The sequence below is a fragment of the Enterobacter hormaechei ATCC 49162 genome (genome assembly GCF_001875655.1).
Classification (GTDB): domain Bacteria; phylum Pseudomonadota; class Gammaproteobacteria; order Enterobacterales; family Enterobacteriaceae; genus Enterobacter; species Enterobacter hormaechei.
On sequence record NZ_MKEQ01000001.1, the window covers coordinates 3,508,477 to 3,533,289 of the forward strand.

A 24,813-nucleotide genomic window follows, 5' to 3' on the forward strand; every position below is an offset into this window, starting at 1 on the left:
TAAGGCTACCTTGCTACAGCAAGCTCTTGACGTAAGCGTCAATGTCGCTGATGTATTTTTCAATGCCAGAGGCATCTTTCTCACGAATTAGATGTTCCAGCGTTTCACATAACTGCTTGCCGGGAACCAGATTAAGCATGGCAAACACCCCTTTAAGCCGGTGTGCTGTCTGTGCCAGCGCTGCAAAATCCTGCGCAGCGGACTCAGTATACAACCGCTTAACATCATCTGGTACTGTATCAACGAAGAGCGAATAATATCCGCTGGCATGGAGTTCGGCATTTTCATCGCCGCCTAACGGTGACTCCAGGATCTCTTCCTGCGCCAGATTCTCTTCAATCAGTTGTAATACAGCTTCCTGCATTGCATTGCTCATATTAAAGTTGACGCGCAGCTGCCCAGGGCCGATTTTCCGCACGCCTGGCTCATCATCGCTTAAAAGCAAGCCTGAGGCAGTAAGATTAGACGGATTATCAGTTAAAAATAGATCAAATTCTTGACTCGCGAGTCTTTCGTCCGGGGTAATGCAGGACGCGCCCCAGTTTTCTAACTGACGAACGACAATATTACGGATTTCACTGGAGGTGACATCCACCATCACTACCACATCGTCCAGCAGACGCTCTTCATCTTCTTCCTGCGGATTCGCCGCCATTTTAACGTGTAAGGAGTAGCGGGTGCCGAGGGATTCGCGGGCCTTAATGTTCAGATGACCGCCCAGCTTACGCGCCAGCTGATCGCAGAGCCAGAAGGTGAGGGCATTTGCCTTACCGTAGTGATCGCGCTGGGTATCGTTCAGGAACGGGAAGTGCAGATTGTCAATTTCGCTCACGGTGACGCCTTCGCCCGTATCCAGAATGCGGAACGTCAGACGATCGTCGGTGGATTCATCGGTGCTGACTTCAAGGGTGATCTTGCCGATCTGCGTCGTGGTGACGGCATACTGAATCAGCATCATCAGGATGCGACGCAGGGCATCGCGATCGCCGTGTCGTTCGTCGTTGGCCGGTAAATGGTTGTTGATCAGCAGCTGAAGCCCTTTGCGCTTGATCACCGGCAGCACTTCCGGCACCACTTCATCAATCAGATCCTGGATAGAGAAGAGCGTAGGGGTGCCTTTCCAGATGTCATTCTCCAGCATGTTCGCAAGCTGGATTTCGTCTACCAGACGAACCAGGGAGTCTGCCTGGCTGCTCAGCTGTCGGCTTTCCGGCGTGCTCAAATCAGCAATCTGCGTGGCGAGTGACTTCAGCGGCTGTTTGAAGGCATCACCGATATTTTGCATAAACGCGGCGCGACCATGCTGGTTTTTCTCGTACAGCCTTTGCGCCTGCTTGAGCTTTTTATTCACCAGCACTTCGCGGTCCTGATCGCGGATGATGAAGATTTGCGTGCGCGAGGCGACCTGACTGCGGAACTGACGGATCTCATACAGTTCGTTATTAATGGTGGCCTGAATGACGCCCTGGTGCTGGTCCGCCATGGCCGTAATATTTTGCAGGTTAAGGTGCGGCAGAAGGTGATCGGCAATTTTATTGCTCATTACCGTGCGGTTTGCGTCCTGATCGTGAACGAGCACCCCAAGCGGCAGCACGGAAATAATCTCTTCGTTTAAGGCGCGCAGGACGCGCAACTCGTTGCTGGTCCCGGCTGATACCGATGTCGAGTCGCTCTGGCGGCCCGACTGGAAACGGAAGGTGCTGTAACCAAACAGCGCCAGCGCCAGCAGGCCGATATTCAGCAGCAGCGGCAGCAGAATGTTTTGCAGCGTATCAAGCATCAGGGTGCCAAAAGGCACCTGCCACACCAGACGCATACCGGTTGAGTTGAGCGATGAGGCAATCTCAATCTTTGAGCCATTAAAGGAGATGGCTACGCTGTCCGCACCTTCTTTGTCCGACGGCGTGCGCATGTTTTGGGTGCTGTTGTCTGGCTCCAGACGGAAACTGTCCAGCGGCATATCCGGTGGGATCAGGTCATTAATCGGCAGGTCGAAGGCAACCACGGTCGCCAGATGGCCCGGCTGGTTAAAGGTGGTTCGCAGCGTAAAGTAGTGGCCATTCTGCCAGGCAAGGCGGCGTAATGACGAGAAACTTTCGCGCTCGTCCAGCGCGTTGGCCTGTTGCAACATTTCCGCCCGACGGGAATCGACAATACTGCCAACGGTGGTCTCTTTAAAGCCGGACGAGAGATCCTTCAGCGGCAGGGTCGAGACCAGGATCATGCTGTTGTCCTGACCGTTCAGATAGTACATAGACCACGGCACGGTCTCGGCGCCCCACAGGGTGTCCAGATAGGAGGAGATCCGCTGCGTCATCTCAAGCGTTGCGCTGTCGTGCGAGCCGAAAATCAGGGCTTCCGTCTTACGCTGCGGTTTTTCAAGGTAATACACATCCTGCTTAAGGCGCGTTTCCTGCAACCCTTCGCCTGACGAGGTGGCAGGCGCGGCAGCGATATTGTCGTAGATTTGCCAGGTCGCATAGCGCCACGTATCAATGCGCTTGTGCACCGCATGGGTGATATCGACGATTTGATAGCTTTTATCTTTCAGCCAGGTATTAACGGCGCTCTGAACCATCACCCCCATTGTGACTAACAGCACAACGATCAACAGAAGAAAGAAACGGGTGATGCTGCCCGGTAGAAGGGAGAATTTGCTCGGGGCGGTAGTTTCAGTCTGACTCATTGATGTGTTTAACCCGTAATGGCCGCGCGGTAATGGGATAGGGCAGTATAAAGGGTAATAACTGAATTTCCAGCGCCGTTAGCGGTATGACATTGACTTTTTATCTGTGCAACCGGCTTCAGCCTCTCCGGGAGAAAGGTGTACAAAACCCCGTCAGATGTATAAATACCCTGTCGCATCGGCAGTAAAATAGCACGAATAAACAAGAAATTAATTTCTACAGCAAGAAAAGAATTCAGTGGCAGCCGGAGGATGGATTTAATTAATAGCCGTTATCATTACTGAGGGGTAGCACATAAAATGTCGACTGACGTAAAGAAAGGTAAAAAAAAACCGAATGCGAAGCATCCGGTTCAATTAGGGATAAACAGACATTCAAAACTGAATGACGGTAATAAATAAAGTTAATGATGATAGCGAGAGTTATTTTAGTGGTGTTGAAGCGATTTTTTTTGTCATTCAGTGCTGTACAGCTTTTTGGTGCAAAGAATTGAATTTATTAAGATATATTTTTGTTTTGATTATCCGTGCTATATTTTTAAACTATTAATGCTCTGTAAAAGTTCTTCCAAATTTACAAATTGAAACATGTTGATGGTAAAGTGAAATATCTTCAAAGTTTTCGTATCATATTCCTGTTGGATTATTCTGCATTTTTGAGGAGAATGAACTTGCCGACTGGTTAAGAGGGTTGACCAGTAAGCAGTGGTAAATAATAAGGCATATAACAGAGGGTTAATAAAATGAAAGTTAAAGTACTGTCCCTCCTGGTACCAGCTCTGCTGGTGGCAGGCGCAGCAAATGCGGCTGAAATTTATAACAAAGACGGCAACAAATTAGATCTGTACGGTAAAGTAGATGGTCTGCACTATTTCTCTGATGACGACAGTGCAGACGGCGACCAGACCTACATGCGTCTGGGCTTCAAAGGCGAAACTCAGGTTAACGACCAGCTGACCGGTTACGGCCAGTGGGAATACCAGATCCAGGGTAACTCTGGTGAGAACGAAAACAACTCCTGGACGCGTGTGGCGTTCGCAGGTCTGAAATTCGCTGATGCGGGTTCATTCGACTACGGTCGTAACTACGGCGTTGTTTACGATGTGACTTCCTGGACTGACGTTCTGCCGGAATTCGGCGGCGACACCTATGGTTCTGACAACTTCATGCAGCAGCGTGGTAACGGCTTCGCGACCTACCGTAACCAGGACTTCTTCGGTCTGGTTGATGGCCTGAACTTCGCGTTGCAGTACCAGGGTAAAAACGGCAGCCCAAGCGGCGAAGGCCAGACCAACAACGGTCGTGACGCGCTGCGTCAGAACGGTGATGGCTACGGCGGCTCTCTGACCTACGATCTGGGCGAAGGCTTCGCACTCGGTACGGCGGTCACCAGCTCTAAACGTACTGCTGACCAGAACGCGCCAGGCTACTTCGGTGAAGGCGATCGCGCAGAGACCTACACCGGTGGTCTGAAATACGACGCGAACAACATCTACCTGGCTGCACAGTATACTCAGACTTACAACGCGACCCGCGTTGGCGATCAGGGCTGGGCTAACAAAGCACAGAACTTCGAAGTAGTTGCGCAGTATCAGTTCGACTTCGGCCTGCGTCCATCCGTGGCTTACCTGCAATCTAAAGGTAAAGACATCGAAAACTATGGCGATCAGGATATCCTGAAGTATGTTGATGTTGGCGCGACTTACTACTTCAACAAAAACATGTCCACCTACGTTGATTACAAAATCAACCTGCTGGATGAAAATGACTTCACCCGTCAGACAGGTATCGGTACCGACGATATCGTCGCGCTGGGTCTGGTTTACCAGTTCTAATTGCTCATACTGCAACAAAGGGGCCAACAGGCCCCTTTTTTCATGCTTTTTTAGGGTCTTACAAATACGCTGTTTTAGTGTACTCTTGCCGCCCTGGCATGAGGATTATAACCAATGGATATGACTTTTTTACGCGCCAGCGTTCTGGCGACTGTTTTACTCCTGACCGCGTGTGACTCTTCTACGCAGCCTGCAAAAATCGAGGCGCCAGCCGCGACGGTGCTGGAAGGGAAAACCATGGGGACCTTCTGGCGCGTCAGCGTGATGGATCTCGACAAGGCTCGCGTTGATGAGCTTCGCGCTAAAATTCAGGCTCAGCTGGATGCCGACGATCAGCTGCTCTCCACGTACAAAAACGACTCGGCGCTGATGCGTTTCAATCGCTCCAGCAGCACCTCCCTGTGGCCGGTGAGCGAAGCGATGGCCGACATCGTCACGGAATCCATGCGCGTGGGCTACAAAACCAACGGCGCCATGGATGTGACCGTGGGGCCGCTGGTGAACCTGTGGGGATTTGGCCCCAACAAGCAGCCGGTGACTACACCCGATCAAGCCGCCATTGACGATGCCCGCGCACGTACGGGGTTACAGCATCTGGCGGTGATCTCCCAGTACGGTCAGCAATACCTGCAAAAAGATATTCCCGACCTGTTTGTAGATCTCTCAACGGTAGGCGAGGGGTATGCTGCGGATCATCTCGCAGCCCTGATGGCGCAGGAAGGCATTCCCCGTTATCTGGTTTCCGTCGGTGGCGCGCTCGTCAGCCGGGGCATGAACGCCAGCGGCAGGCCGTGGCGGGTGGCCATTCAAAAACCAACGGACCAGCAGAACGCGGTGCAGGCGATTGTCGACATCAACGGGCACGGTATCAGCACCTCCGGAAGCTACCGCAACTATTACGAGCTGGATGGCAAACGTATCTCGCACGTGATTGATCCGCAAACCGGACGACCCATTACGCACAACCTGGTGTCCGTGACGGTGATAGCGCCAACCGCACTGGAAGCGGACGCCTGGGATACCGGATTAATGGTGCTCGGCACGGAGAAGGCCAAAGAGGTGGTGCGTCAGGAAGGGCTGGCCGTCTATATGATCACCAAAGAGGCTGACGGGTTTAAAACCTGGAGTTCGCCGCAGTTCAACAGCTTCCTGGTGAGTGAAAAAAATTAAAAAGCAAGGTTGCGGGTTTTTGTCCGGTGGCGTTCAGGCAAGCTGAGCGTATGCTTGTAAGAGGAGCCGATGATGAAAAACACAACCTATCTCACCGATGAGGATCGCTGGCAGGCCGTTCAGAGCCGCGATCCTCATGCGGATAACCAGTTTGTCTTCGCCGTGCAGACGACCGGCATTTATTGTCGCCCGTCCTGCCGCGCCCGCCACGCGCTGCGTATAAATGTCTGCTTCTATCCTGATGCTCACCTGGCCGCGCAGGCGGGTTTCCGCCCCTGTAAGCGCTGTAGGCCGGACCAGGGCGACCCTATGGCGCAGAAAAAGGCCACCATTGCGCTGGCCTGCCGACTGCTTGAACAGGAAGCGGCGCTGAATCTTGAGGCACTGGCACAGCAGGTTGCCATGAGCCCGTTCCATCTCCACCGTGTGTTTAAATCCGTTACCGGCATGACGCCGAAAGCCTGGCAGCAGGCCGCGCGTGAACAACGCCTGCGTAGCCTGCTTGCACAGGGCGGTAAAATCACCGACGCCGTACTGGCCGCTGGCTTCCCGGACGGCAGCAGCTACTACCGGAAAGCCGACGGCGCGCTGGGCATGACGGCGAAACAGTACCGCAACGGGGATGCTGCGGTCCGCTATGCTATCAGTGACTGCTCACTGGGCCGCTGCCTGGTGGCGGAAAGCGAGCGCGGGATCTGCGCGATCCTGCTGGGAGATGACGACACCACGCTGATGGCTGAGCTGCTGTCACTGTTTCCGCTTGCCGTCCGCGACCCGATGGAAGGCGCGTTTGCCGGGCGTGTTCGTCAGGTGATTGCCTCTGTCGACAGCCGCGGGACGCCGCTGACGCTGCCGCTGGATATCCGTGGTACAGCCTTCCAGCAGCAGGTCTGGCAGGCGCTGCGGGCTATCCCCTGCGGTGAAACGGCAAGCTATCAGCAGGTGGCGAAGGCCATTGGTAAACCCAATGCCGTACGTGCCGTGGCCGGGGCCTGCGGAGCCAACAAACTGGCGATCGTCATCCCCTGTCACCGCGTAGTGCGTAACGACGGTGCCCTGTCGGGTTATCGCTGGGGCGCAGCGCGCAAGGTGCTATTGTTGAAACGTGAGGCGAACAACCCGGAGGGATAATGCTCGATTTATTTGCAGATGCTGAACCCTGGCAGGAGCCGCTCGCGCCGGGGGCGACGATCCTGAGACGCTTCGCGCTTTCCCGCGCGGCGGCGCTGTTCGACGGTATTGATGCCGTGACCGCCCGTTCGCCGTTTCGCCATATGGTCACGCCGGGCGGGTATACCATGTCCGTGGCGATGACCAACTGCGGCGAACTGGGATGGGCGACAAATGAGCGGGGCTATGTCTATGCCACGGCCGATCCGCTGACGGATCGGCCGTGGCCGCCGATGCCGGAGGCGTTTCAGGCGCTATGTCATGATGCCGCCGTGGCGGCCGGCTACCCTGATTTTCGTCCCGACGCCTGTCTTATCAACCGCTATGCCGTCGGGGCAAAACTCTCCTTGCATCAGGATAAGGACGAGCCGGATCTGCGCGCGCCGATTGTCTCGGTATCCCTTGGGCTGCCCGCCGTCTTTCAGTTTGGCGGGCTGCGGCGCAACGACCCGCTAAAACGGCTGATGCTGGAGCATGGTGATGTGGTGGTCTGGGGCGGGGAATCACGGCTTTTTTACCACGGTATTCAGCCGCTTAAACCTGGCGATCATCCGGTGGCGGGGGCGTTTCGCTACAACCTCACGTTCCGACAGGCAGCATAGAGAGAATAAAAATAAGAATTATTCTTGATGTGTGTGAAAGGCAGTTTACACTGCTGGCTGATTTTTCTTGTCCGGATTGCTCTGCATGCAACTACTTCTTCTTGTCTGGCGGCAGTATCGCTGGCCTTTTATCGCGGTGATGGCGTTAAGCCTTGCCAGCGCGGCGCTGGGGATCGGCCTGATTGCCTTCATTAACGTGCGTTTGATCGAAATGGTCGACACGTCACTCTCCGTTCTGCCGGAGTTTCTGGGTTTACTGCTGCTGCTGATGGCGGTCACGCTCGGTTCACAGCTGGCGCTGACCGCGCTCGGCCACCATTTCGTTTTCCGTCTGCGCAGTGAGTTCATCAAACGTATTCTTGATACTCAGGTGGAACGCATCGAGCAACTGGGAAGTGCCTCTCTGCTGGCGGGGCTGACCAGTGATGTGCGCGCCATTACCATCGCCTTTGTGCGCCTGCCGGAGCTGGTGCAGGGGATCATCCTGACCTTTGGCTCGGCAGCCTATCTCGCCTGGCTCTCCAGCAAAATGCTGGCGGTGACGGCGCTGTGGATTGTTATTACCATCTGGGGCGGCTTTCTGCTGGTATCCCGCGTCTATAAGCACATGGCGGTGCTGCGCGAAACGGAAGACAAACTCTATAACGATTACCAGACGGTGCTGGAAGGGCGCAAAGAGCTGACCCTCAATCGCGAGCGCGCCGAGCATATCTTCAACCATCTCTACATCCCGGATGCGCACGAATATCGTCATCACATTATTCGCGCCGATACGTTCCACCTGAGCGCCGTGAACTGGTCCAACATCATGATGCTGGGCGCCATTGGCCTGGTATTCTGGATGGCGAACAGCCTGGGATGGGCGGATACCAACGTGGCGGCAACCTACTCCCTGACGCTGTTGTTTTTACGCACGCCGCTGCTCTCGGCCGTTGGCGCACTGCCGACGCTGCTGAGCGCACAGGTGGCCTTCAACAAGCTGAAGAAATTCGACCTTGCGCCGTTTAAGGCTGAGTTCCCGCGCCCGCAGGCCTTCCCGAACTGGCAAACGCTGGAGCTGCGTAACGTTACCTTTCGCTATCAGGATAATGCCTTCTCCGTAGGGCCGATTAACCTGACGATCCACCGCGGCGAACTGCTGTTCCTGATCGGCGGCAACGGCAGCGGCAAATCCACGCTGGCGATGCTGCTGACGGGGCTTTATCAGCCGCAGTCGGGTGAAATTCTGCTGGACGGCAAGGCGCTGAGCGCGGAGAAACCGGAAGATTACCGCAAGCTCTTCTCGGCGGTATTTACCGACGTCTGGCTGTTTGACCGGCTGCTGGGCCCGGAAGGGCAGCAGGCGGATCCGGCGCTGGTGGAGAAGTGGCTTGCGCACCTGCAAATGTCGCACAAGCTGGAGCTACAGGATGGCAAAATCCTGAATATCAAACTGTCGAAAGGGCAGAAGAAACGCGTGGCGCTGCTGCTGGCCCTGGCCGAGGAGCGTGACATCATCCTGCTGGATGAGTGGGCCGCCGATCAGGATCCGCACTTCCGCCGCGAGTTTTATCAGGTACTGCTGCCGCTGATGCAGGCGATGGGAAAAACCATTTTTGCCATCAGCCATGACGATCACTACTTCATTCACGCCGACCGTCTGCTGGAGATGCGCGACGGCAAGCTGAGCGAGCTGACCGGCGATGAACGCGATGCGGCGTCGCGTGATGCGGTGGCGCGTACGGCCTGATGCCCTCACCCTAACCCTCTTCCACAGGAGAGGGGATAGATCGTGGCTGTAGTGGCGATTTTTTCTCCATCCCGCCCCATCGTTTATTCTTATTTACATATCTCCGCGCTATGCTTAAAGCCAACTTATTTCATGGATTTATGATTAATGTCGGTATTAAAGAAAAACAGCGCCAGGCAGCGTGACCAGGAGCGTGCCCGCCTCATCTGGCTCCTGACGACCGATAAAGCGGTGACGTCAACGTTATTGGGTAAGCTGACCCTGGCTGAGCAATATGATGTCGGCACGCTGGCCGACGATATTGCTGAGGTAGGTGCGCTGGTTGCACATTTACCGCCGCCGGATCTGGCGGATACCCTTGAGGCACTGCCTTCAGAGGAGCGCCACGCCCTGTGGCGGCTGGTGCAGGATCACGAGCGCGGCCAGGTGCTGCTTGAAGCCTCGGAAAACGTCTGGGATGACCTTATCGATGAGATGAGCGACCGGGACATCCTCGACGCCCTGCAAACGCTGGATATTGATGAGCAGATTTACCTTGTACAACATCTTCCGCGCAACCTGACCGGACGCCTGCTGGCTTCCCTGCCAGCCGAAGAGCGGGCGCGCGTGCGTCAGGTGATGCACTACGAGAAAAACAGCGTCGGCGCGATCATGGAGTTTGGCGTCATCACCGTCCGTCCGGATGTCACCCTGGGTACGGTGCAGCGCTATCTTCGTCGGCTGGGCAGCATGCCGGACAACACCGACAAACTGTTTGTCACCTCGCGGGATAAAACCCTGCTCGGGGAGCTGGAGCTGAAAACGATCCTGCTGAACAGCACCCAGCAGCGGGTGAGTGAGGTCATGGAAACCGAACCGATGGTCTTCTCGCCGGAAGACGATGCCGAAAAAGCGGCGCGTACCTTCGAACGTGATGACCTGGTGAGCGCGGCGGTGGTGGATTCGGTGGGCAAACTGATGGGGCGTCTGACCATCGATGAGATCGTTGATGTGGTCTATGAAGAGACCGATAACGACCTGCGTGCCCTTGGCGGGATCAGCGCCGAAGATGACGTTCACGCCTCCGTTGGCAAGGCCGTCAAAACGCGCTGGGCGTGGCTCGCCATCAATTTATGCACCGCGTTCGTGGCGTCCCGCGTCATCGACGGCTTCGAACATACCATTTCCCAGCTGGTGGCCCTGGCGTCGCTGATGCCTATTGTGGCGGGGATCGGCGGGAACACCGGTAACCAGACGATCACCATGATCGTTCGCGCCCTGGCGCTGGAAAACATTCAGCCGGGTAATTTTTCGTGGCTGATTTTCAGGGAGATGGGCGTCGCGCTGATTAACGGCCTGGTCTGGGGCGGCATCATGGGCGGCATTACCTGGTGGCTGTACGACGATATGGCGCTGGGTGGGGTCATGATGCTGGCTATGGTGCTGAACCTGCTGGTGGCGGCGATGATGGGCGTGATCATCCCGTTGACGATGACCCGGCTGGGGCGCGACCCCGCGGTGGGGTCGAGCGTGATGATCACCGCCATTACCGATACCGGCGGCTTCTTTATTTTCCTTGGACTGGCGACGATTTTTCTTCTGTAGCCAGCGCCTTTTGCTTAAGACGGGCCGGGAGAATGAACATCATCACAATCCCGCCCAGTACGCCTATCGCCAGGTTGCCGGTGGAAACCGTTGCCACCACCGTCACCAGCATCACGACGGTTTCAGCCACCGGCGCGTTTTTCAGCGTTCCAGGCTGAACGCTATGCCAGCTAAAGGTTTTGATAGCCACAATGGCCATAATACCCGCCAGCACCGCCATCGGGATTTTGGCCATCACCTCGCTGAGCGCCGTGACCAGCACCAGCAGCACAATGCCTGCCGCGAGCGTGGAGATACGGCTTCTGCCTTTCCCCATCTCCACGTTCACGATGGTCTGCCCAATCATCGCGCAGCCCGCAATGCCCCCGTAGAACCCGGCCATGATATTCCCCACGCCCAGCCCGATGCTCTCGCGGCGCTTACTGGAGGGGGTTACGGTCAGTTCGTCCACCAGCTTCGCCGTCAACAACGATTCCAGCAGGCCCACAAACGCGATACTCAGCGCGCACGGCCAGATGATGCTCAGGGTGTCCAGATTGAGCGGCACCAGCAGCTGCGTAAATCCAGGCAAACCGCCGCTCATGGAGCCTTCATCACCTACCGTTGGCAGGATTTGTCCGCTGGTGACGGTGAACAGCGTCAGCAACACAATGGCAATCAGCGGGGAGGGCACGCTTTTGATATAGCGTGGCACCCACAGCACAATCAGCAGCGTCAGCACGAACAGGCCGACAATCAGCGGGCTTCGGCTCCAGAAATGGGGCACCTGGGCAAAGAAAATCAAAATACCAAGGGCGTTAACAAACCCGGTCATCACCGACTGGGGGATAAAGCGCATCAGCCGCGCCATGCCCAGCGCGCCGAACAGGATCTGAATCACCCCGGCCATCACCACCGCGGGCAGAATGTACTGCACGCCGTGCTGATGAACCATCGGGCCGATAACCAGCGCGACGGAACCTGCCGCCGCCGTTACCATCGCCGGACGTCCGCCGAGCAGGGAAAGGGCAAAACAGAGCACCACCGAGGCGATAAGGCTTACTTTAGGATCTACGCCCGCGACTACGGAGAAAGAAATGACTTCCGGGATCAGCGCCAGCGCGGTAATCACGCCAGCCAGCGTTTCGCGCATCAGACGTTCAGGCGAACGTAAAACAGTGGCGACATGGCCTTCATGGGGTACAGACGAGTGGGGTAATGACATAACAATTCGCTAGTAGGGGCAAGCTTCCGTGCGCGCGATCACAAAGTGCAGCATCATAGCCAGGAAAATCGCCGGGTGCCAGCCTGTCTGCCAAAACCATACAAACAATCCATCATTAAATTTCACAATTACAATAATTTCGTAACCTTTAAACACTATTTAAAAGTTGTTACCGTGCCCCCGCAGCGTGTTTCACCTGTAATTTCCACGCATCAAGCACTATTCAACTAAGGCATAAATGATGAAAAAAATGACTGCCGTGCTCTTTTCTCTGGCCGTGGGGCTGAACGCCGTCTCGCTGGCGGCGAAAGCTGACGCACCAAAAGAGCAGGAAACGGATGTCCTTTTAATTGGTGGCGGCATCATGAGCGCCACGCTGGGAACGTATCTTCAGGAATTAGAGCCGAACTGGTCCATGACCATGGTCGAGCGCCTTGATGGCGTGGCACAGGAAAGCTCTAACGGCTGGAATAACGCCGGGACGGGGCACTCGGCACTCATGGAACTGAACTATACGCCGCAGAAGAAGGACGGTTCCATTAGTATCGAGAAGGCGGTAGAGATCAACGAAGCGTTCCAGATTTCACGTCAGTTCTGGTCTCACCAGGTGAACAGCGGTGTGTTGCACAATCCGCACTCCTTCATCAACACCGTCCCGCACATGAGCTTTGTATGGGGCGATCAAAACGTCAACTTCCTGCGCGCGCGCTACGCTGCCCTGCAACAGAGCACGCTTTTCCGCGGGATGAAATATTCTGAAGATCACGCTCAAATCAAAGAGTGGGCACCGCTGGTCATGGAAGGCCGCGATCCGAACCAGAAAGTAGCGGCGACCCGCACTGAAATTGGCACTGACGTTAACTACGGTGAGATTACCCGTCAGCTGGTGGCCTCTCTGAAGAAAAAAGAGAACTTTAACCTGCAACTCAGTTCCGAAGTGCGTGGTTTCAAGCGCAACGCGGATAACAGCTGGAGCGTGACCGTTGCCGATCTGAAAAACAACGAAGCCGAGCATGTGATTAAGGCGAAATTCGTGTTTATCGGTGCGGGCGGCGCGGCGCTGAAACTGTTGCAGGAGTCCGGTATTCCGGAAGCGGACGACTACGCGGGCTTCCCGGTTGGCGGCCAGTTCCTGGTGTCGGAAAACCCGGACGTGGTTAAACGTCATCTGGCTAAAGTGTACGGTCAGGCCTCTGTGGGCGCACCACCGATGTCCGTTCCGCATATCGACACCCGCATGCTGGACGGTAAGCGCGTGGTGCTGTTCGGGCCGTTCGCCACATTCTCCACCAAATTCCTGAAAAACGGTTCCCTGTGGGATCTGCTGAGCGCGACCACGACGTCGAACGTCAAACCCATGATGGACGTGGGGCTGGATAACTTCGACCTGGTGAAATACCTGATTAGCCAGGTCATGCTTTCTGATGAAGAACGCTTCGAGGCGCTGAAAGAGTACTATCCGCAGGCGAAGAAAGAAGACTGGCGTCTGTGGCAGGCGGGTCAGCGCGTGCAGATCATCAAACGCGATCCCAAAGAGGGCGGCGTGCTGCGTCTGGGTACCGAAGTGGTGAGCGATAAGGATGGCACGATTGCCGCGCTGCTGGGTGCATCACCGGGTGCGTCTACCGCTGCGCCAATCATGCTGCACCTGATGGAAAAAGTGTTTAAGGACAAAGTATCCAGCCCGGAATGGCAGGCGAAGCTGAAAACCATTATTCCCTCCTACGGTACGAAGCTGAACGGTAACGTTGAAGCCACGGAACAGGAGCTGGAATACACCAGCCGCGTTCTGCAACTGCAATACGTCAAACCGCAGGCCGCAGATGCTGCGCCAAAGGCAGAGCTGAAGCCTCAGCCGGAAAACAAACCGGTTGCGGATATCGCGCTGTAGTGTAAAAAAGCCGGGTGGCACTGACGCTTACCCGGCCTACGTTCGGTGTTGTTTTGTAGGTCGGGTAAGGCGAAGCTGCCACCCGACTTATTTTTAACGTACTACCGCTTGTACGACGTTCTCTTCTGCCTTCCACACGCGATACTTCACCTCTACGTTTTCCGGCGTATAGATCACGATCGGTAACTTGCTGTTGTAGCGCAGCAGACTGTTGTCGCCCAGATACGCTGTCACAAATTTCTTCTCTTTCTTGCCGTCCGGGCAGGCCATCATGGTGGAGACCGGAGAGGTTACTTTATCAAAGACGTAATAGTCGTAACCCCAGCCTTCCAGCGTTTTGCTTTCCAGCTGACCGCCCAGACGATGCTGGTTGCAGTCCACTTCCAGCGTCTGGCCGATTAACAGCTCAACTTTGAAATTTGCTTCATCCTGTTGAGCCGGAAGCTGAATAACCTGACGCTTCATCCCTTTGTCCGCTTGCGGATACGGAGCCACTTTTTCCAGCGGCTGCTCTTTTTGGGTTTCGCTGGCGAAAGCACTGGCGCTGGCGCACGCAGCGGCGATGAGGGCGATGGCAAATTTAGGTGCGTTTTTCACTGTCATTCCTTTTTGTCAAAACGATCCCGGTAACACTAACATAATGCAGGTGAATGGTTGGCGCAATTTACTCACATTTTCAATTTAAATGGAGTAATGCACTGCTTTTATGTTCTTTTATTGGTGTTTAATGCTGTTGTGGAGTCGGTGCGGCGATCGTGTTATTTTACGCGTTAATGATTGTTATTCATCTGTAAAGGGAGGAGAGATGGTACGGGAAAAACTGAAGACACCTGAAGGCCGCAAGTTCCTGCTGGCGTTACTGGTTGTGTTTATGATTGCGGCTGCATGCGTGGGGCGAGCAACCATTGTCGGTGTGATCGAACAGTACAACATTCCGCTCTCTGCGTGGACAACCAGCATGTTTGTCCTGCAATCGGCGATGATCTTTGTTTACAGCCTGGTGTTCACCGTGCTGCTTGCGATTCCGCTGGGGATTTTCTTTCTCGGTGGGCGTGAGAAGCACTAAGCGTTCTGCATGTGAGTACAGGCAATAAAAAACCAGCCATAAGCGGCTGGTTTTTTTGTGTAGTTTTGGTCGGCACGAGAGGATTTGAACCTCCGACCCCCGACACCCCATGACGGTGCGCTACCAGGCTGCGCTACGTGCCGACGCATAAAAGGAATACTACTCGATTCCTTTTTGATTGCAAGAGGGAAGCAACGCTAACTGATTCATAAATAATCAGTTAGCGATAAAGCGCTTCTCGTCTGTCAGCACCTGCAACAGCAAGCTGAGCTGCGGTTTCTGGTCTTTCAGCTTCTCGCCTTCGAGGTTGTACGTCTGATAATTGCCGTTGCTGTTCAGCACCAGGGACAACGTCGGCGTGGTCACCACCAGCGTGTTTCCGCCAGCAGCCGTGACCCAGTTATGACGTCGCGTGGCGCTAAAGAGGTCTTGTCCCTGCGAGTACTCAATTGCCGGTGTGCTGACGTGCAGCAGCCGTTGCATTAACGTGGTCATGACGTCTTTATGGTCGGTGAGCATGTTGATGCGCTGCGCGGGAGTGCCTGGCCAGTGGATCACCAGCGGGACATGCAGGTTCGGACGCGACCAGTCCATACTCTTTGTCTCGTCTCCCAGCGGCACGCCGTGCCCCGCCGTGATAATGACGACCGTATTCTCCAGCTTGCCTGCGTCGCGCAGGGCGGTCAGCACGCGGCCGATCTGCGCATCAACATCACCCGCCGCACGGCTGTAGCGGCGCGCGAAGCCTTTTTGATTGCTGTCATCAAGCGTTGTGCCATTAAACGCAACCCAGGAGAACCAGCGGTTATCTTCCTGCGCATAGCGTTTCAGCCAGTTTATCCACTGATCAGCGGTCTGGTCGTCAGACTGGCTCTGCGCGGCAGGCAGTGAGAAATCAGACAGCAGCGCCTGGCGGTACAGCGAACTGTTAAAACCATCAGAGGCAAACAGCCCCAGCTGGTAGCCCTGCTGATTAAGCCCGGTAATCAATGCCGCCGGAATACGGGCCGACAGCACGCCGTCCATATAGCTCGGTGAAATGCCGTAGAACAGGCCGAAAATACCTGCGTCGGTCGAATTACCGGAGCTCATATGCTGAGTGAATACGATATTGTTTTCAGCGAATTCCGCCAGCGCTGGCATCTGCTTCTCATAGCGAGAATAGTTCAGGCCATCGACGGTAATCAGCAGTACGTTCTGACCGCGGCCCATGTCGCGATATTTCAGATCGCTCAGAGGATACTGCACGCTGACGGCTTCCGGATTACCCTGTTCGACCAGACGACGCTGATACTCCTGCGCATCCAGCAGGCCGTGTTTCTCAAGGAAACGACGCGCCGTCATCGGATAGGAGAGTGGCAGGTTCGCGCGCTGCATGGTAATCGGACGGTAGAAGTTCGCATCTGCCCAGATATACATCAGGTGCGAACCGATAAATGAGGCGAAAAAGAGAGCCGCGACGGACTTCGCATAATGGCGGCGTCGGGTCAGGCTGCGGAGCTTCTGCCAGCTCCACGTGGCGAACAACATTTCGATCAGCAGGATAATCGGCACGCTGATAAACATCAGCTGCCAGTCGCGCGCGGTCTCGTTTTGATCCGGGTTAATCACCAGCTCCCAGACGACAGGATTCAGGTGCAGGTGGAAACGGGTAAAGACTTCGCTGTCGATAAGCAACAGCGTCATGCCCGCCGTCGCAAGGATAGCGGACAGGAAGCGCATCAGCCGCTGTGACATGACGATAAACGTCAGAGGGAACAGGATCAGCAGATAGGTGGCGAAGACCAGAAAGCTAAAGTGACCAACAAGGCTCATCCACGAGTAGACTCGCCCGGTTAACGTGGTTGGCCAGTCCGCCACAAACAGATAACGGCAGCCGAGCACCATCGCCAACAAAATGTTGAACAGGGCAAACCAGTGCCCCCAGCTGACCATCTGGGAGACTTTTTCACGGTAGCGCTGACGATTCGTCACCATAAACTGTTGTTCGTTTCCCTTAGTGTGCCTGGTCGTCGCTAACGGAGGACTGCAAAGCCTGGGCGAAAGATTTGGCGATCGCCTGACGCTGAGCCGGAGCAACGCTGGTATTGATCAGGTTGGTAACCATATTTCCCAAAACCATCAGGGAGAGATCGGTTGGCGTTTTATGTTTTTCCAGTACGTTGACCAGCTCACTGAGCAGTTGTTCAACGTGTTCGTCACTGTAGCGGGAATGTTGTGGCATAAATCAAAATCAGTTTGTTGAGAGAAGGGCGACATATTACCGTAGCAACAGCTTTTTTTCCCCTTTTTTATCTTCTGTTGCACACATGCGTTGGTGGTGGTTGAATACCGCCCGGTCTAAAAGGAGAGTTTATCATGAGTCTGGAAATCAACCAGATTGCCTTGCACCAGCTTATCAAGCGTGATGAGCAAACCCTTGAAGTGGTGCTGCGCGATTCGTTACTGGAACCAACGCCTACCGTTGTCGAGATGATGGCGGAGTTGCATCGCGTCTACAGCGCGAAAAATAAAGCCTATGGCTTGTTCAGCGAAGAGAGCGAACTGGCGGATGGCCTGCGCCTGCAACGTCAGGGTGAAGAGGATTTCCTGGCATTCAGCCGCGCCGCGACGGGCCGTCTGCGTGACGAACTGGCGAAATATCCCTTCGCCGATGGCGGTATCGTCCTGTTCTGCCACTACCGCTATCTGACGGTAGAGTATCTGCTGGTCACCGTGCTGAATAACTTAAGCAGCATGCGCGTGAACGAGCAGCTGGACATCAGCTCAACGCACTATCTGGATATCAACCATGCGGATATTGTGGCGCGTATCGATTTAACCGAATGGGAAACCAACCCGGAATCGACGCGCTACCTGACCTTCCTCAAAGGCCGCGTGGGCCGCAAAGTGGCGGATTTCTTTATGGACTTCCTCGGCGCCAGCGAAGGGCTGAACGCCAAAGCGCAGAACAAAGGTCTCCTCCAGGCGGTGGATGACTTTACGGCTGAGGCGCAGCTTGATAAATCTGAGCGTCAGACCGTGCGTCAGCAGGTTTACAGCTACTGCAACGAGCAGTTACAGGCTGGAGAAGAGATCGAGCTGGAGTCACTGTCCAAAGAGCTGGCAGGCGTGAGCGAAGTCAGCTTCCAGGAATTTACTGCGGAAAAAGGCTATGAGCTGGAAGAGAGCTTCCCGGCGGATCGCAGTACGCTGCGTCAGTTGACGAAATTTGCCGGTAGCGGCGGTGGGTTAACCATTAACTTTGATGCCATGCTGCTCGGGGAACGTATCTTCTGGGATCCGGCGACCGACACGTTGACCATTAAAGGTACGCCGCCAAATCTGCGCGATCAGCTTCAGCGTCGCACTTCAGGCGGTAAGTAACAGCCATAAAAAAACCCCGCACAAGCGGGGTTTTTCTCGACAGGTTTGCGATTACGCGCGAACGAAGTCGATGTGAGTCAGTTTTGGCTTGAACGCGTGACGCTGAACAGCCTGAACTTTCACTTTTTCTTCTTTACCGCCAACAACGATGGTCAGAACTTCGCTGTAGAATTCAGCTTTGGTCTGCATGTTCCATACTTTGTCGTGATCCAGTTCAATAGCAACTGGAGCAGCTTCGCCACCGTAAACGATAGCCGGGAACTTGTTTGCGGTACGCAGGCGGCGGCTCGCACCCTTACCCTGCACGTTACGTACTTCTGCTTCGATAGTGAACATTGATTTCTCTCTGTATTTAAAACCCTACTACAGGCGACCCAGCAGCAGGTGAGTGTTCTGCCTCACGGATGTGAAGCGGGCGGCATTTTATACTCAAATGGCTCGCGCATCAACGAAAAGTCCCGTTAACCGCGCAATTCGTTTGCCCGGCGAAAGCGCCCTTCATAGTCAAAGACCTTCTCCCGCACCTGCCAGAACTGACCTTTTTTGCGGGCGACAACAAAATCAGGATGGCGCAGCAACGCCTGCTGGCGCACGATATCGGCTACGGTTATCCAGCGCAGCGGCACGCCTGGCGTGCGGGTATGCGGGCGGATAAAGAGCTGCTCGAACGCGGTGCGCTGGGCGGGTGTCTGAACCCTGAACCGCTCGCTGACGTCTGCGCCGTCCTCGTCGTAATAGGTAATTTTTAGCCACTCGCCTTTTTCATCCGCGCCGGGCAGTAAGGCCATGCCGGAACAGCGCAGCACCAGCGCATCTTTCAGCTTCAGCGCCGCTTTCAGCATGTCGTCCGGGTCGACCAGCACCGTGTCGCACTCCCGACAGCGGCGGGCGGCAATGTCGTTCTCGGCGTTGCACTGGGGGCAGTTTTTAAAGCGGAAACGGAAGTCACACTGTTCGCGATGGCCTTCATCGTCTTCAAACCAGCCCTGACAGCGGCGGCCAAAATGTTCGATCAGCGTGCCGTCGGCGGTGGTTTTGCCCCAGAAGGTGTTGGCAAACCCGCAGGCCGGGCAAAACACCTGTACCGGCACGTTGTCGCTTTTGCCTTTTGGCGTGCCCACCTCCGGCGAGTAGAGATCGTGCGGGTTACCGGCGTAATCAAGGATCAGGCAGTCGGTTTTACCCGGTGCCAGGCGCAGTCCGCGCCCGACAATTTGCTGATACAAGCTGACGGATTCGGTCGGTCGCAGAATCGCAATCAGGTCGACGTGCGGGGCGTCAAACCCGGTGGTTAATACCGACACGTTCACCAGGTAGCGGAACTGCTGCGCTTTAAACGCCTCGATTAACCGGTCGCGCTCCGGCCCGGGCGTTTCGCCGGTGATCAGCGCCGCGTCGTCGGCGGGCAGCAGCCCGGTGATTTCGCGCGCGTGTTCGACGGTAGCAGCAAAAATCATCACCCCTTTGCGCGTTTGCGCGAACTCTTCAATCTGGCTGATGATATGCGGCGTGATCCGCTTCTGTTTTTTCAGCTCATGGTTAAGATCCGCCTCGCTGAACAACCCGTTGCTCTGCGCCTGTAAGCGGCTGAAATCGTACTGCACGACCGGCATATCCAGCCGCTCCGGCGGCGTCAGGTAGCCGTGCTTGATCATGTAGCGCAGCGGAAGCTCATAGATACAGTCGCGGAACAGGGCCTTTTCATCGCCACGCACCATGCCGTGATAATGGAACTGATAAATCCAGCCCTTGCCCAGACGAAACGGCGTGGCGGTAAGGCCAAGCAGCCGTAAGTGAGGATTCACCTCTTTCAGGTGAGTGAGGATTTGCTGATACTGGCTGTCGTCTTCATCGCTGATGCGATGACACTCATCGACAATCAGCAGGGAAAATTCGCTGTGAAACCGTTCCAGGTTGCGCGCAACGGATTGTACGCTGCCAAACACCACTTTTCCGTGGCTCTCTTTGCGCTTCAGCCCGGCGGCAAAAATATCGGCCTCCAGGCCGAGTGCGCAATATTTGGCGTGGTTTTGCGCCACCAGCTCTTTGACGTGCGCCAGCACCAGCACACGCCCGCGCGCCAGACGCGCCAGTTCGGCAATCACCAGGCTTTTACCGGCTCCGGTCGGGAGCACGATGGCGGCAGGTTCCCGGTGCTTGCGAAACCAGGCGAGGGTGGCATCAACGGCTTCCTGCTGATAGGGGCGTAATGTGAACGTCATGGCTTCTCTATTCAGTTAACTCGCATATAGTATGCCACGAAACTTTTTCCCTTGAGTGGCGCAACCAGACCATTATACTGAACTGTTTCTGACTGCTTCTTTTTCGGACGCGTAGTCCGACTTCCAGCACCATTAAGGCTAAAAAGATTTCATGCGACTTGATAAGTTTATCGCTCAGCAACTCGGCGTAAGCCGCGCTATTGCCGGGCGTGAAATTCGCGCCAGCCGCGTAACCGTGGACGGCGACATTGTGAAAGACAGCGCTTTTAAACTCCAGCCTGACCACCAGGTGGAGTATGACGGCAACCCGCTGACCCAGCAGAATGGCCCGCGCTACTTCATGCTCAACAAACCGGAAGGTTACGTCTGTTCAACGGACGATCCGGATCACCCGACGGTGCTCTATTTCCTTGATGAACCTGTGGCGCACAAGCTGCATGCGGCAGGGCGACTGGATATTGATACCACCGGCCTGGTGCTGATGACCGATGATGGCCAGTGGTCGCACCGCATCACCTCCCCGCGCCATCACTGCGAGAAAACCTATCGGGTGACGCTTGAGTCTCCAGTCTCGGATGACACGGCAGAGCAATTCGCGAAAGGCGTTCAACTGCATAATGAGAAAGATCTGACCAAACCGGCGGTGCTGGAAATCCTCACCCCAACGGATGTCCGTCTGACCATCAGTGAAGGCCGCTACCACCAGGTGAAACGAATGTTTGCCGCCGTAGGCAACCACGTTGTGGGGCTGCATCGTGAACGTATCGGCGCGATTGAACTCGATCCAGACCTGGCGCCAGGGGAATATCGTCCGCTGACGGAAGAAGAGATTGCCAGCGTCGGGCTGCCTTCACGTTAAATTCAGGAGAACCCTGTGACCACCAGGCCACACTCGTCGTTTAAAATTGTGTTTATCCTTGGCCTGTTGGCCATGCTGATGCCGCTGTCTATCGATATGTATCTGCCCGCGCTGCCGGTAATTTCCGCGCAGTTTGGCGTACCGGCAGGCAGCGCACAGATGACGCTCAGCACCTACATTCTTGGTTTTGCCCTCGGTCAGCTTTTTTATGGCCCAATGGCCGACAGCCTGGGGCGTAAACCGGTCATTCTGGGCGGCACACTGATATTTGCCGCGGCGGCGGTGGCCTGCGCGCTGGCGCAGAGTATCGATCAGCTGATCGTGATGCGTTTCTTCCATGGCCTGGCGGCGGCTGCGGCAAGCGTGGTGATTAACGCGCTGATGCGCGACGTCTACCCGAAGGAAGAGTTCTCACGCATGATGTCGTTCGTCATGCTGGTCACGACAATTGCGCCGCTGGTCGCCCCCATGGTGGGCGGGGCGGTCCTGGTGTGGTTCAGCTGGCATGCGATTTTCTGGATCCTGGCGATTGCCGCACTGCTGGCCTCGGTGATGATTTTCGTCTTTATCGATGAAACGCTGCCCGTTGAGCGCCGTCAGAAGTTCCATGTTCGCACCACGCTTGGCAACTTTGCCTCGCTGTTTCGCCATAAGCGTGTACTGAGCTATATGCTCGCCAGCGGCTTCAGCTTTGCCGGAATGTTTTCGTTCCTGAGCGCGGGACCGTTTGTGTACATCGAACTGAACCATGTGTCACCTCAGCACTTTGGTTACTACTTCGCGCTGAATATTGTGTTCCTGTTTGTGATGACCATTATTAACAGCCGCTTTGTCCGGCGGGTTGGGGCGCTAAATATGTTCCGCGCCGGGCTGTGGATCCAGTTCGTGATGGCGATCTGGCTGGTATTGAGCGCGTTGCTGGGCGTCGGTTTCTGGGCGCTGGTGGTGGGCGTGGCGGCGTTTGTCGGATGCGTGTCGATGGTCTCGTCCAACGCGATGGCGGTGATCCTTGACGAATTCCCGCATATGGCGGGCACCGCCTCGTCGCTGGCAGGAACGTTCCGTTTCGGGATTGGCGCGATTGTCGGGGCGCTGCTCTCAATGGCGACGTTCAATACCGCCTGGCCGATGCTGTGGGCGATCGCCCTTTGCGCGACCTGCTCAATCCTCTTCTATCTTTACGCCAGCCGACCGCGAAAGACGGCGCAAAAGTGAACACTTAAGGCCCGGGACGGGCCTTTTTGTTGACCCATATCAACCAACCCTCCGTTCGTTTACCCTGTGTTTGTTTCTTTTATGTAAAATCTATTTATGTAAAAAGTCACATCATTGTATTTAAAAAGGTTGAGTTAGATCGCAGAAACGGGTACATATAGCGCCGACGCGAGCCTGCAACGCCTATAAAATCCGCTAAACAATGCAGGTTGGCGATGATGTGTTACTATAAATGTAAATAAATTGTGAAGTAAATTTGCTTCCGGGGATCTGAACGTGAATACATTACAACTCTCCATTGTCCATCGCTTGCCCCAGAGCTATCGCTGGTCGACGGGTTTTGCAGGTTCGAAAGTTGAACCGATTCCGCAAAGCGTTGCCGGGGAGGATAATTGTCTGGTGGCACTTAAGCTGCTCAGTCCGAGCGATGAAAATGCGTGGCCGGTTATGGAGCGTCTCAGCCAGGCGCTGACGGACATCGAAGTGGACAGCTCTGTACTGGAATGCGAAGGTGAGCCGTGTCTGTTTGTTAACAGCCAGGATGAGTTTGCCGCCACCTGTCGTCTGAAAAACTTCGGCGTGGCGATTGCCGAGCCGTTCTCCGGTCAGTATCCTTTCTGAGTGCTAGTCAGCGGATAATAGCTGGCGTGTGTAATCCTGCGTCGGCGCGGTGAATACGCGCTGGCACTCTCCCTGCTCAACGACCTCTCCCTGCCGCAAGACCACCACCTGATGGCAAAGCGCACGCACCACCTGTAAATCGTGGCTGATAAAGATGTAGGCCAGCCGATGCTTCTCCTGTAACCCCTTCAGCAACGCCAGAATTTGCGCCTGCACGGTGCGATCCAGCGAGGACGTTGGCTCGTCCAGCACGATCAGCTCCGGTTTCAGGATCAGCGCGCGGGCAATCGCTATACGCTGGCGCTGTCCGCCGGAAAACTCAGCCGGATACCGGTGTCGGGTCTCAGGATCTAATCCCACCTCCGCCATCACCCGCTTCACCTCGGTTTCACGCTGTTGCGCCGTCATGGTTGGCTGGTGGACGCGCAAGCCCTCTTCAATAATCTGCAATACGCTCAGACGCGGGTTAAGCGAAGAGTTCGGATCCTGAAAAACCACCTGCATCCGCGGGCGCACGGGAAGCATCATCCGGCGATTCAGGTTTTGCAGCGGCATGCCGTCAAAGACAATGCTTCCCTGGGAGGCGATCAGGCGCAGCAGCGCCAGGCCGGTGGTGCTTTTGCCCGAGCCGGATTCGCCCACAAGCCCAAGCGATTCGCCCGGACGCAGAGAGAAGCGCATGTCTTTCAGTACATGATTGTGATCGACCACGCGACGCAAAATGCCTTTGCGGATCGGAAATGATACCGACAGTCCCTCAACCCTCAGCAACGGCGCGCTGTCAGCGTTAAGCGGAACCGGGTCGCCAGAGGGTTCGCTGTCGAGCAGGCGCTGTGTGTACGGGTGCTGAGGCGCGCTCAGCAGGGAGGAAGCTCTGTTCTGTTCCACACAGCGGCCGTTTTGCATCACGGCCACCGTGTCAGCAAGCTTTCTCACGATGCTCAGGTTGTGCGTAATAAACAGCAGGCTCATGTTCAGCTCGTCACGCAGTTCGCGCAGCAGTTGCAGAATTTGCGCCTGCACCGTGACGTCCAGCGCGGTGGTGGGTTCATCGGCAATCAGCAGTTCGGGGCGCGTCAGCAGGGCCATCGCGATCATCACGCGCTGGCGCTCGCCGCCGGAGAGCTGATGCGGATAATCGTTCAGCCGTTTCGCCGCATTACGAATGCCGGTGCGTTCAAGGCAGTCGAGAATTTCACCCCGTGCCGCCTCTTTACGCATTCCCCGATGAAGTGACAGCACCTCATAGAGCTGTTTTTCCAGCGTGTGCAGGGGGTTGAGCGACACCATCGGCTCCTGGAAAATCATGGCGATTTTATTGCCACGAATGCCGCGCAGGGTTGGCTCGTCAGCGTTCAGCAGCGATTGTCCATGGAACAGAATATCCCCCTGCGGATAGCTGACCGGCGGGGAGGGGAGCAGGCGCAGCACTGAAAGCGCCGAGACGCTCTTACCGGAGCCGGATTCCCCGACCAGCGCCAGCGTCTCGCCGCGTGCGATCTGCAACGATAAATCCGACACCACCGTGCGTGATTCGCCCTGCGTTGAAAACGCAATCGACAGATTTTCAATACTCAGAAGAGGCCTGGTCAT

General features: G+C 55.6%; 20 protein-coding genes and 1 tRNA gene. 12 read left to right on the top strand and 9 right to left on the bottom strand.

The genetic code is table 11. From position 1 onward, the window contains the following. Window positions 1-13: 13 nt before the first annotated feature. Complete coding sequence (gene rcsD, locus BH712_RS17410) at window positions 14-2,686, bottom strand: phosphotransferase RcsD (protein ID WP_006811343.1); 2,673 nt, start codon at window positions 2,684-2,686, stop codon at window positions 14-16. A 743-nt stretch (window positions 2,687-3,429) separates the two neighbouring features. Here rcsD and BH712_RS17420 point away from each other — a divergent pair. The 6 genes from BH712_RS17420 to mgtE all read left to right on the top strand — a co-directional run bounded on the left by BH712_RS17420 (window position 3,430) and on the right by mgtE (window position 10,776). Beyond that, window positions 3,430-4,521, top strand: a complete 1,092-nt coding sequence (locus BH712_RS17420) for a porin OmpC (RefSeq protein WP_006811342.1) — start codon at window positions 3,430-3,432, stop codon at window positions 4,519-4,521. Between the two features lie 114 nt (window positions 4,522-4,635). Further along, window positions 4,636-5,691, top strand: coding sequence for an FAD:protein FMN transferase ApbE (gene apbE, locus BH712_RS17425; protein WP_006811341.1), 1,056 nt, complete (start codon window positions 4,636-4,638; stop codon window positions 5,689-5,691). 72 nt (window positions 5,692-5,763) lie between these two features. After that, window positions 5,764-6,822: a bifunctional DNA-binding transcriptional regulator/O6-methylguanine-DNA methyltransferase Ada gene (gene ada, locus BH712_RS17430; RefSeq protein WP_032673968.1), complete on the top strand. Its 1,059-nt coding sequence runs from the start codon at window positions 5,764-5,766 to the stop codon at window positions 6,820-6,822. After that, a complete protein-coding gene (gene alkB / locus BH712_RS17435) occupies window positions 6,822-7,463 on the top strand; it encodes a DNA oxidative demethylase AlkB (protein ID WP_006811339.1) in 642 nt (213 codons plus the stop codon). The genes ada and alkB overlap by 1 nt, the downstream gene beginning before the upstream one ends. Before the next feature lie 85 nt (window positions 7,464-7,548). After that, window positions 7,549-9,192, top strand: a complete 1,644-nt coding sequence (locus tag BH712_RS17440; RefSeq protein ID WP_006811338.1) for a multidrug ABC transporter permease/ATP-binding protein — start codon at window positions 7,549-7,551, stop codon at window positions 9,190-9,192. A 147-nt stretch (window positions 9,193-9,339) separates the two neighbouring features. Next, window positions 9,340-10,776, top strand: a complete 1,437-nt coding sequence (gene mgtE, locus BH712_RS17445) for a magnesium transporter (RefSeq protein ID WP_006811337.1) — start codon at window positions 9,340-9,342, stop codon at window positions 10,774-10,776. Here mgtE and BH712_RS17450 read toward each other — a convergent pair. Next, window positions 10,739-11,980 (bottom strand): SulP family inorganic anion transporter, encoded by a 1,242-nt coding sequence (locus BH712_RS17450; RefSeq protein WP_032673966.1) that lies wholly within the window; start codon window positions 11,978-11,980, stop codon window positions 10,739-10,741. The genes mgtE and BH712_RS17450 overlap by 38 nt on opposite strands. 241 nt (window positions 11,981-12,221) lie before the next feature. Between BH712_RS17450 and mqo the strand changes: the two genes are divergently transcribed. After that, the gene (mqo, locus tag BH712_RS17455) at window positions 12,222-13,871 is read left to right on the top strand and encodes a malate dehydrogenase (quinone) (protein ID WP_032673965.1); all 1,650 of its coding nucleotides are present in this window, start codon (window positions 12,222-12,224) and stop codon (window positions 13,869-13,871) included. Window positions 13,872-13,964: 93 nt separating this feature from the next. Here the strand turns inward: mqo and eco are convergent, their stop codons facing one another. Further along, window positions 13,965-14,474, bottom strand: a complete 510-nt coding sequence (gene eco, locus BH712_RS17460; RefSeq protein WP_006811333.1) for a serine protease inhibitor ecotin — start codon at window positions 14,472-14,474, stop codon at window positions 13,965-13,967. Between the two features lie 202 nt (window positions 14,475-14,676). Between eco and BH712_RS17465 the strand changes: the two genes are divergently transcribed. Next, complete coding sequence (locus BH712_RS17465) at window positions 14,677-14,937, top strand: DUF2534 family protein (protein ID WP_006811332.1); 261 nt, start codon at window positions 14,677-14,679, stop codon at window positions 14,935-14,937. A gap of 66 nt (window positions 14,938-15,003) precedes the next feature. Here BH712_RS17465 and BH712_RS17470 read toward each other — a convergent pair. The 3 genes from BH712_RS17470 to BH712_RS17480 all read right to left on the bottom strand — a co-directional run bounded on the left by BH712_RS17470 (window position 15,004) and on the right by BH712_RS17480 (window position 17,161). Further along, window positions 15,004-15,080 (bottom strand) — tRNA-Pro (locus BH712_RS17470). A 73-nt stretch (window positions 15,081-15,153) separates the two neighbouring features. Then, window positions 15,154-16,914, bottom strand: a complete 1,761-nt coding sequence (gene yejM, locus BH712_RS17475) for an LPS biosynthesis-modulating metalloenzyme YejM (protein ID WP_006811331.1) — start codon at window positions 16,912-16,914, stop codon at window positions 15,154-15,156. A 19-nt stretch (window positions 16,915-16,933) separates the two neighbouring features. Then, a complete protein-coding gene (locus BH712_RS17480; protein ID WP_001135586.1) occupies window positions 16,934-17,161 on the bottom strand; it encodes a YejL family protein in 228 nt (75 codons plus the stop codon). A gap of 134 nt (window positions 17,162-17,295) precedes the next feature. On the opposite strand from BH712_RS17480, the gene yejK reads away from it, so the two are divergent. Next, a complete protein-coding gene (gene yejK, locus BH712_RS17485) occupies window positions 17,296-18,303 on the top strand; it encodes a nucleoid-associated protein YejK (protein ID WP_006811330.1) in 1,008 nt (335 codons plus the stop codon). 51 nt (window positions 18,304-18,354) lie between these two features. On the opposite strand, the gene rplY is transcribed toward yejK, so the two are convergent. Both rplY and radD read right to left on the bottom strand, forming a co-directional pair. Further along, entirely contained in the window at window positions 18,355-18,639 is a 285-nt protein-coding gene (gene rplY, locus BH712_RS17490; RefSeq protein WP_003859376.1) for a 50S ribosomal protein L25, read from the bottom strand. Window positions 18,640-18,764: 125 nt separating this feature from the next. After that, window positions 18,765-20,525 (bottom strand): DNA repair helicase RadD, encoded by a 1,761-nt coding sequence (gene radD, locus BH712_RS17495; RefSeq protein WP_006811329.1) that lies wholly within the window; start codon window positions 20,523-20,525, stop codon window positions 18,765-18,767. Between the two features lie 151 nt (window positions 20,526-20,676). On the opposite strand from radD, the gene rsuA reads away from it, so the two are divergent. From rsuA to BH712_RS17510, 3 genes are all read left to right on the top strand, one after another. Further along, window positions 20,677-21,384: a 16S rRNA pseudouridine(516) synthase RsuA gene (gene rsuA, locus BH712_RS17500; protein WP_006811328.1), complete on the top strand. Its 708-nt coding sequence runs from the start codon at window positions 20,677-20,679 to the stop codon at window positions 21,382-21,384. 15 nt (window positions 21,385-21,399) lie between these two features. After that, window positions 21,400-22,599 carry a Bcr/CflA family multidrug efflux MFS transporter gene (locus BH712_RS17505; RefSeq protein WP_006811327.1) on the top strand — a complete coding sequence of 400 codons (1,200 nt, stop codon included), beginning with the start codon at window positions 21,400-21,402 and terminating at the stop codon, window positions 22,597-22,599. A gap of 276 nt (window positions 22,600-22,875) precedes the next feature. Next, entirely contained in the window at window positions 22,876-23,220 is a 345-nt protein-coding gene (locus tag BH712_RS17510; RefSeq protein WP_003859372.1) for a YejG family protein, read from the top strand. A gap of 3 nt (window positions 23,221-23,223) precedes the next feature. On the opposite strand, the gene yejF is transcribed toward BH712_RS17510, so the two are convergent. After that, window positions 23,224-24,813 carry a microcin C ABC transporter ATP-binding protein YejF gene (gene yejF, locus BH712_RS17515; RefSeq protein WP_006811326.1) on the bottom strand — a complete coding sequence of 530 codons (1,590 nt, stop codon included), beginning with the start codon at window positions 24,811-24,813 and terminating at the stop codon, window positions 23,224-23,226.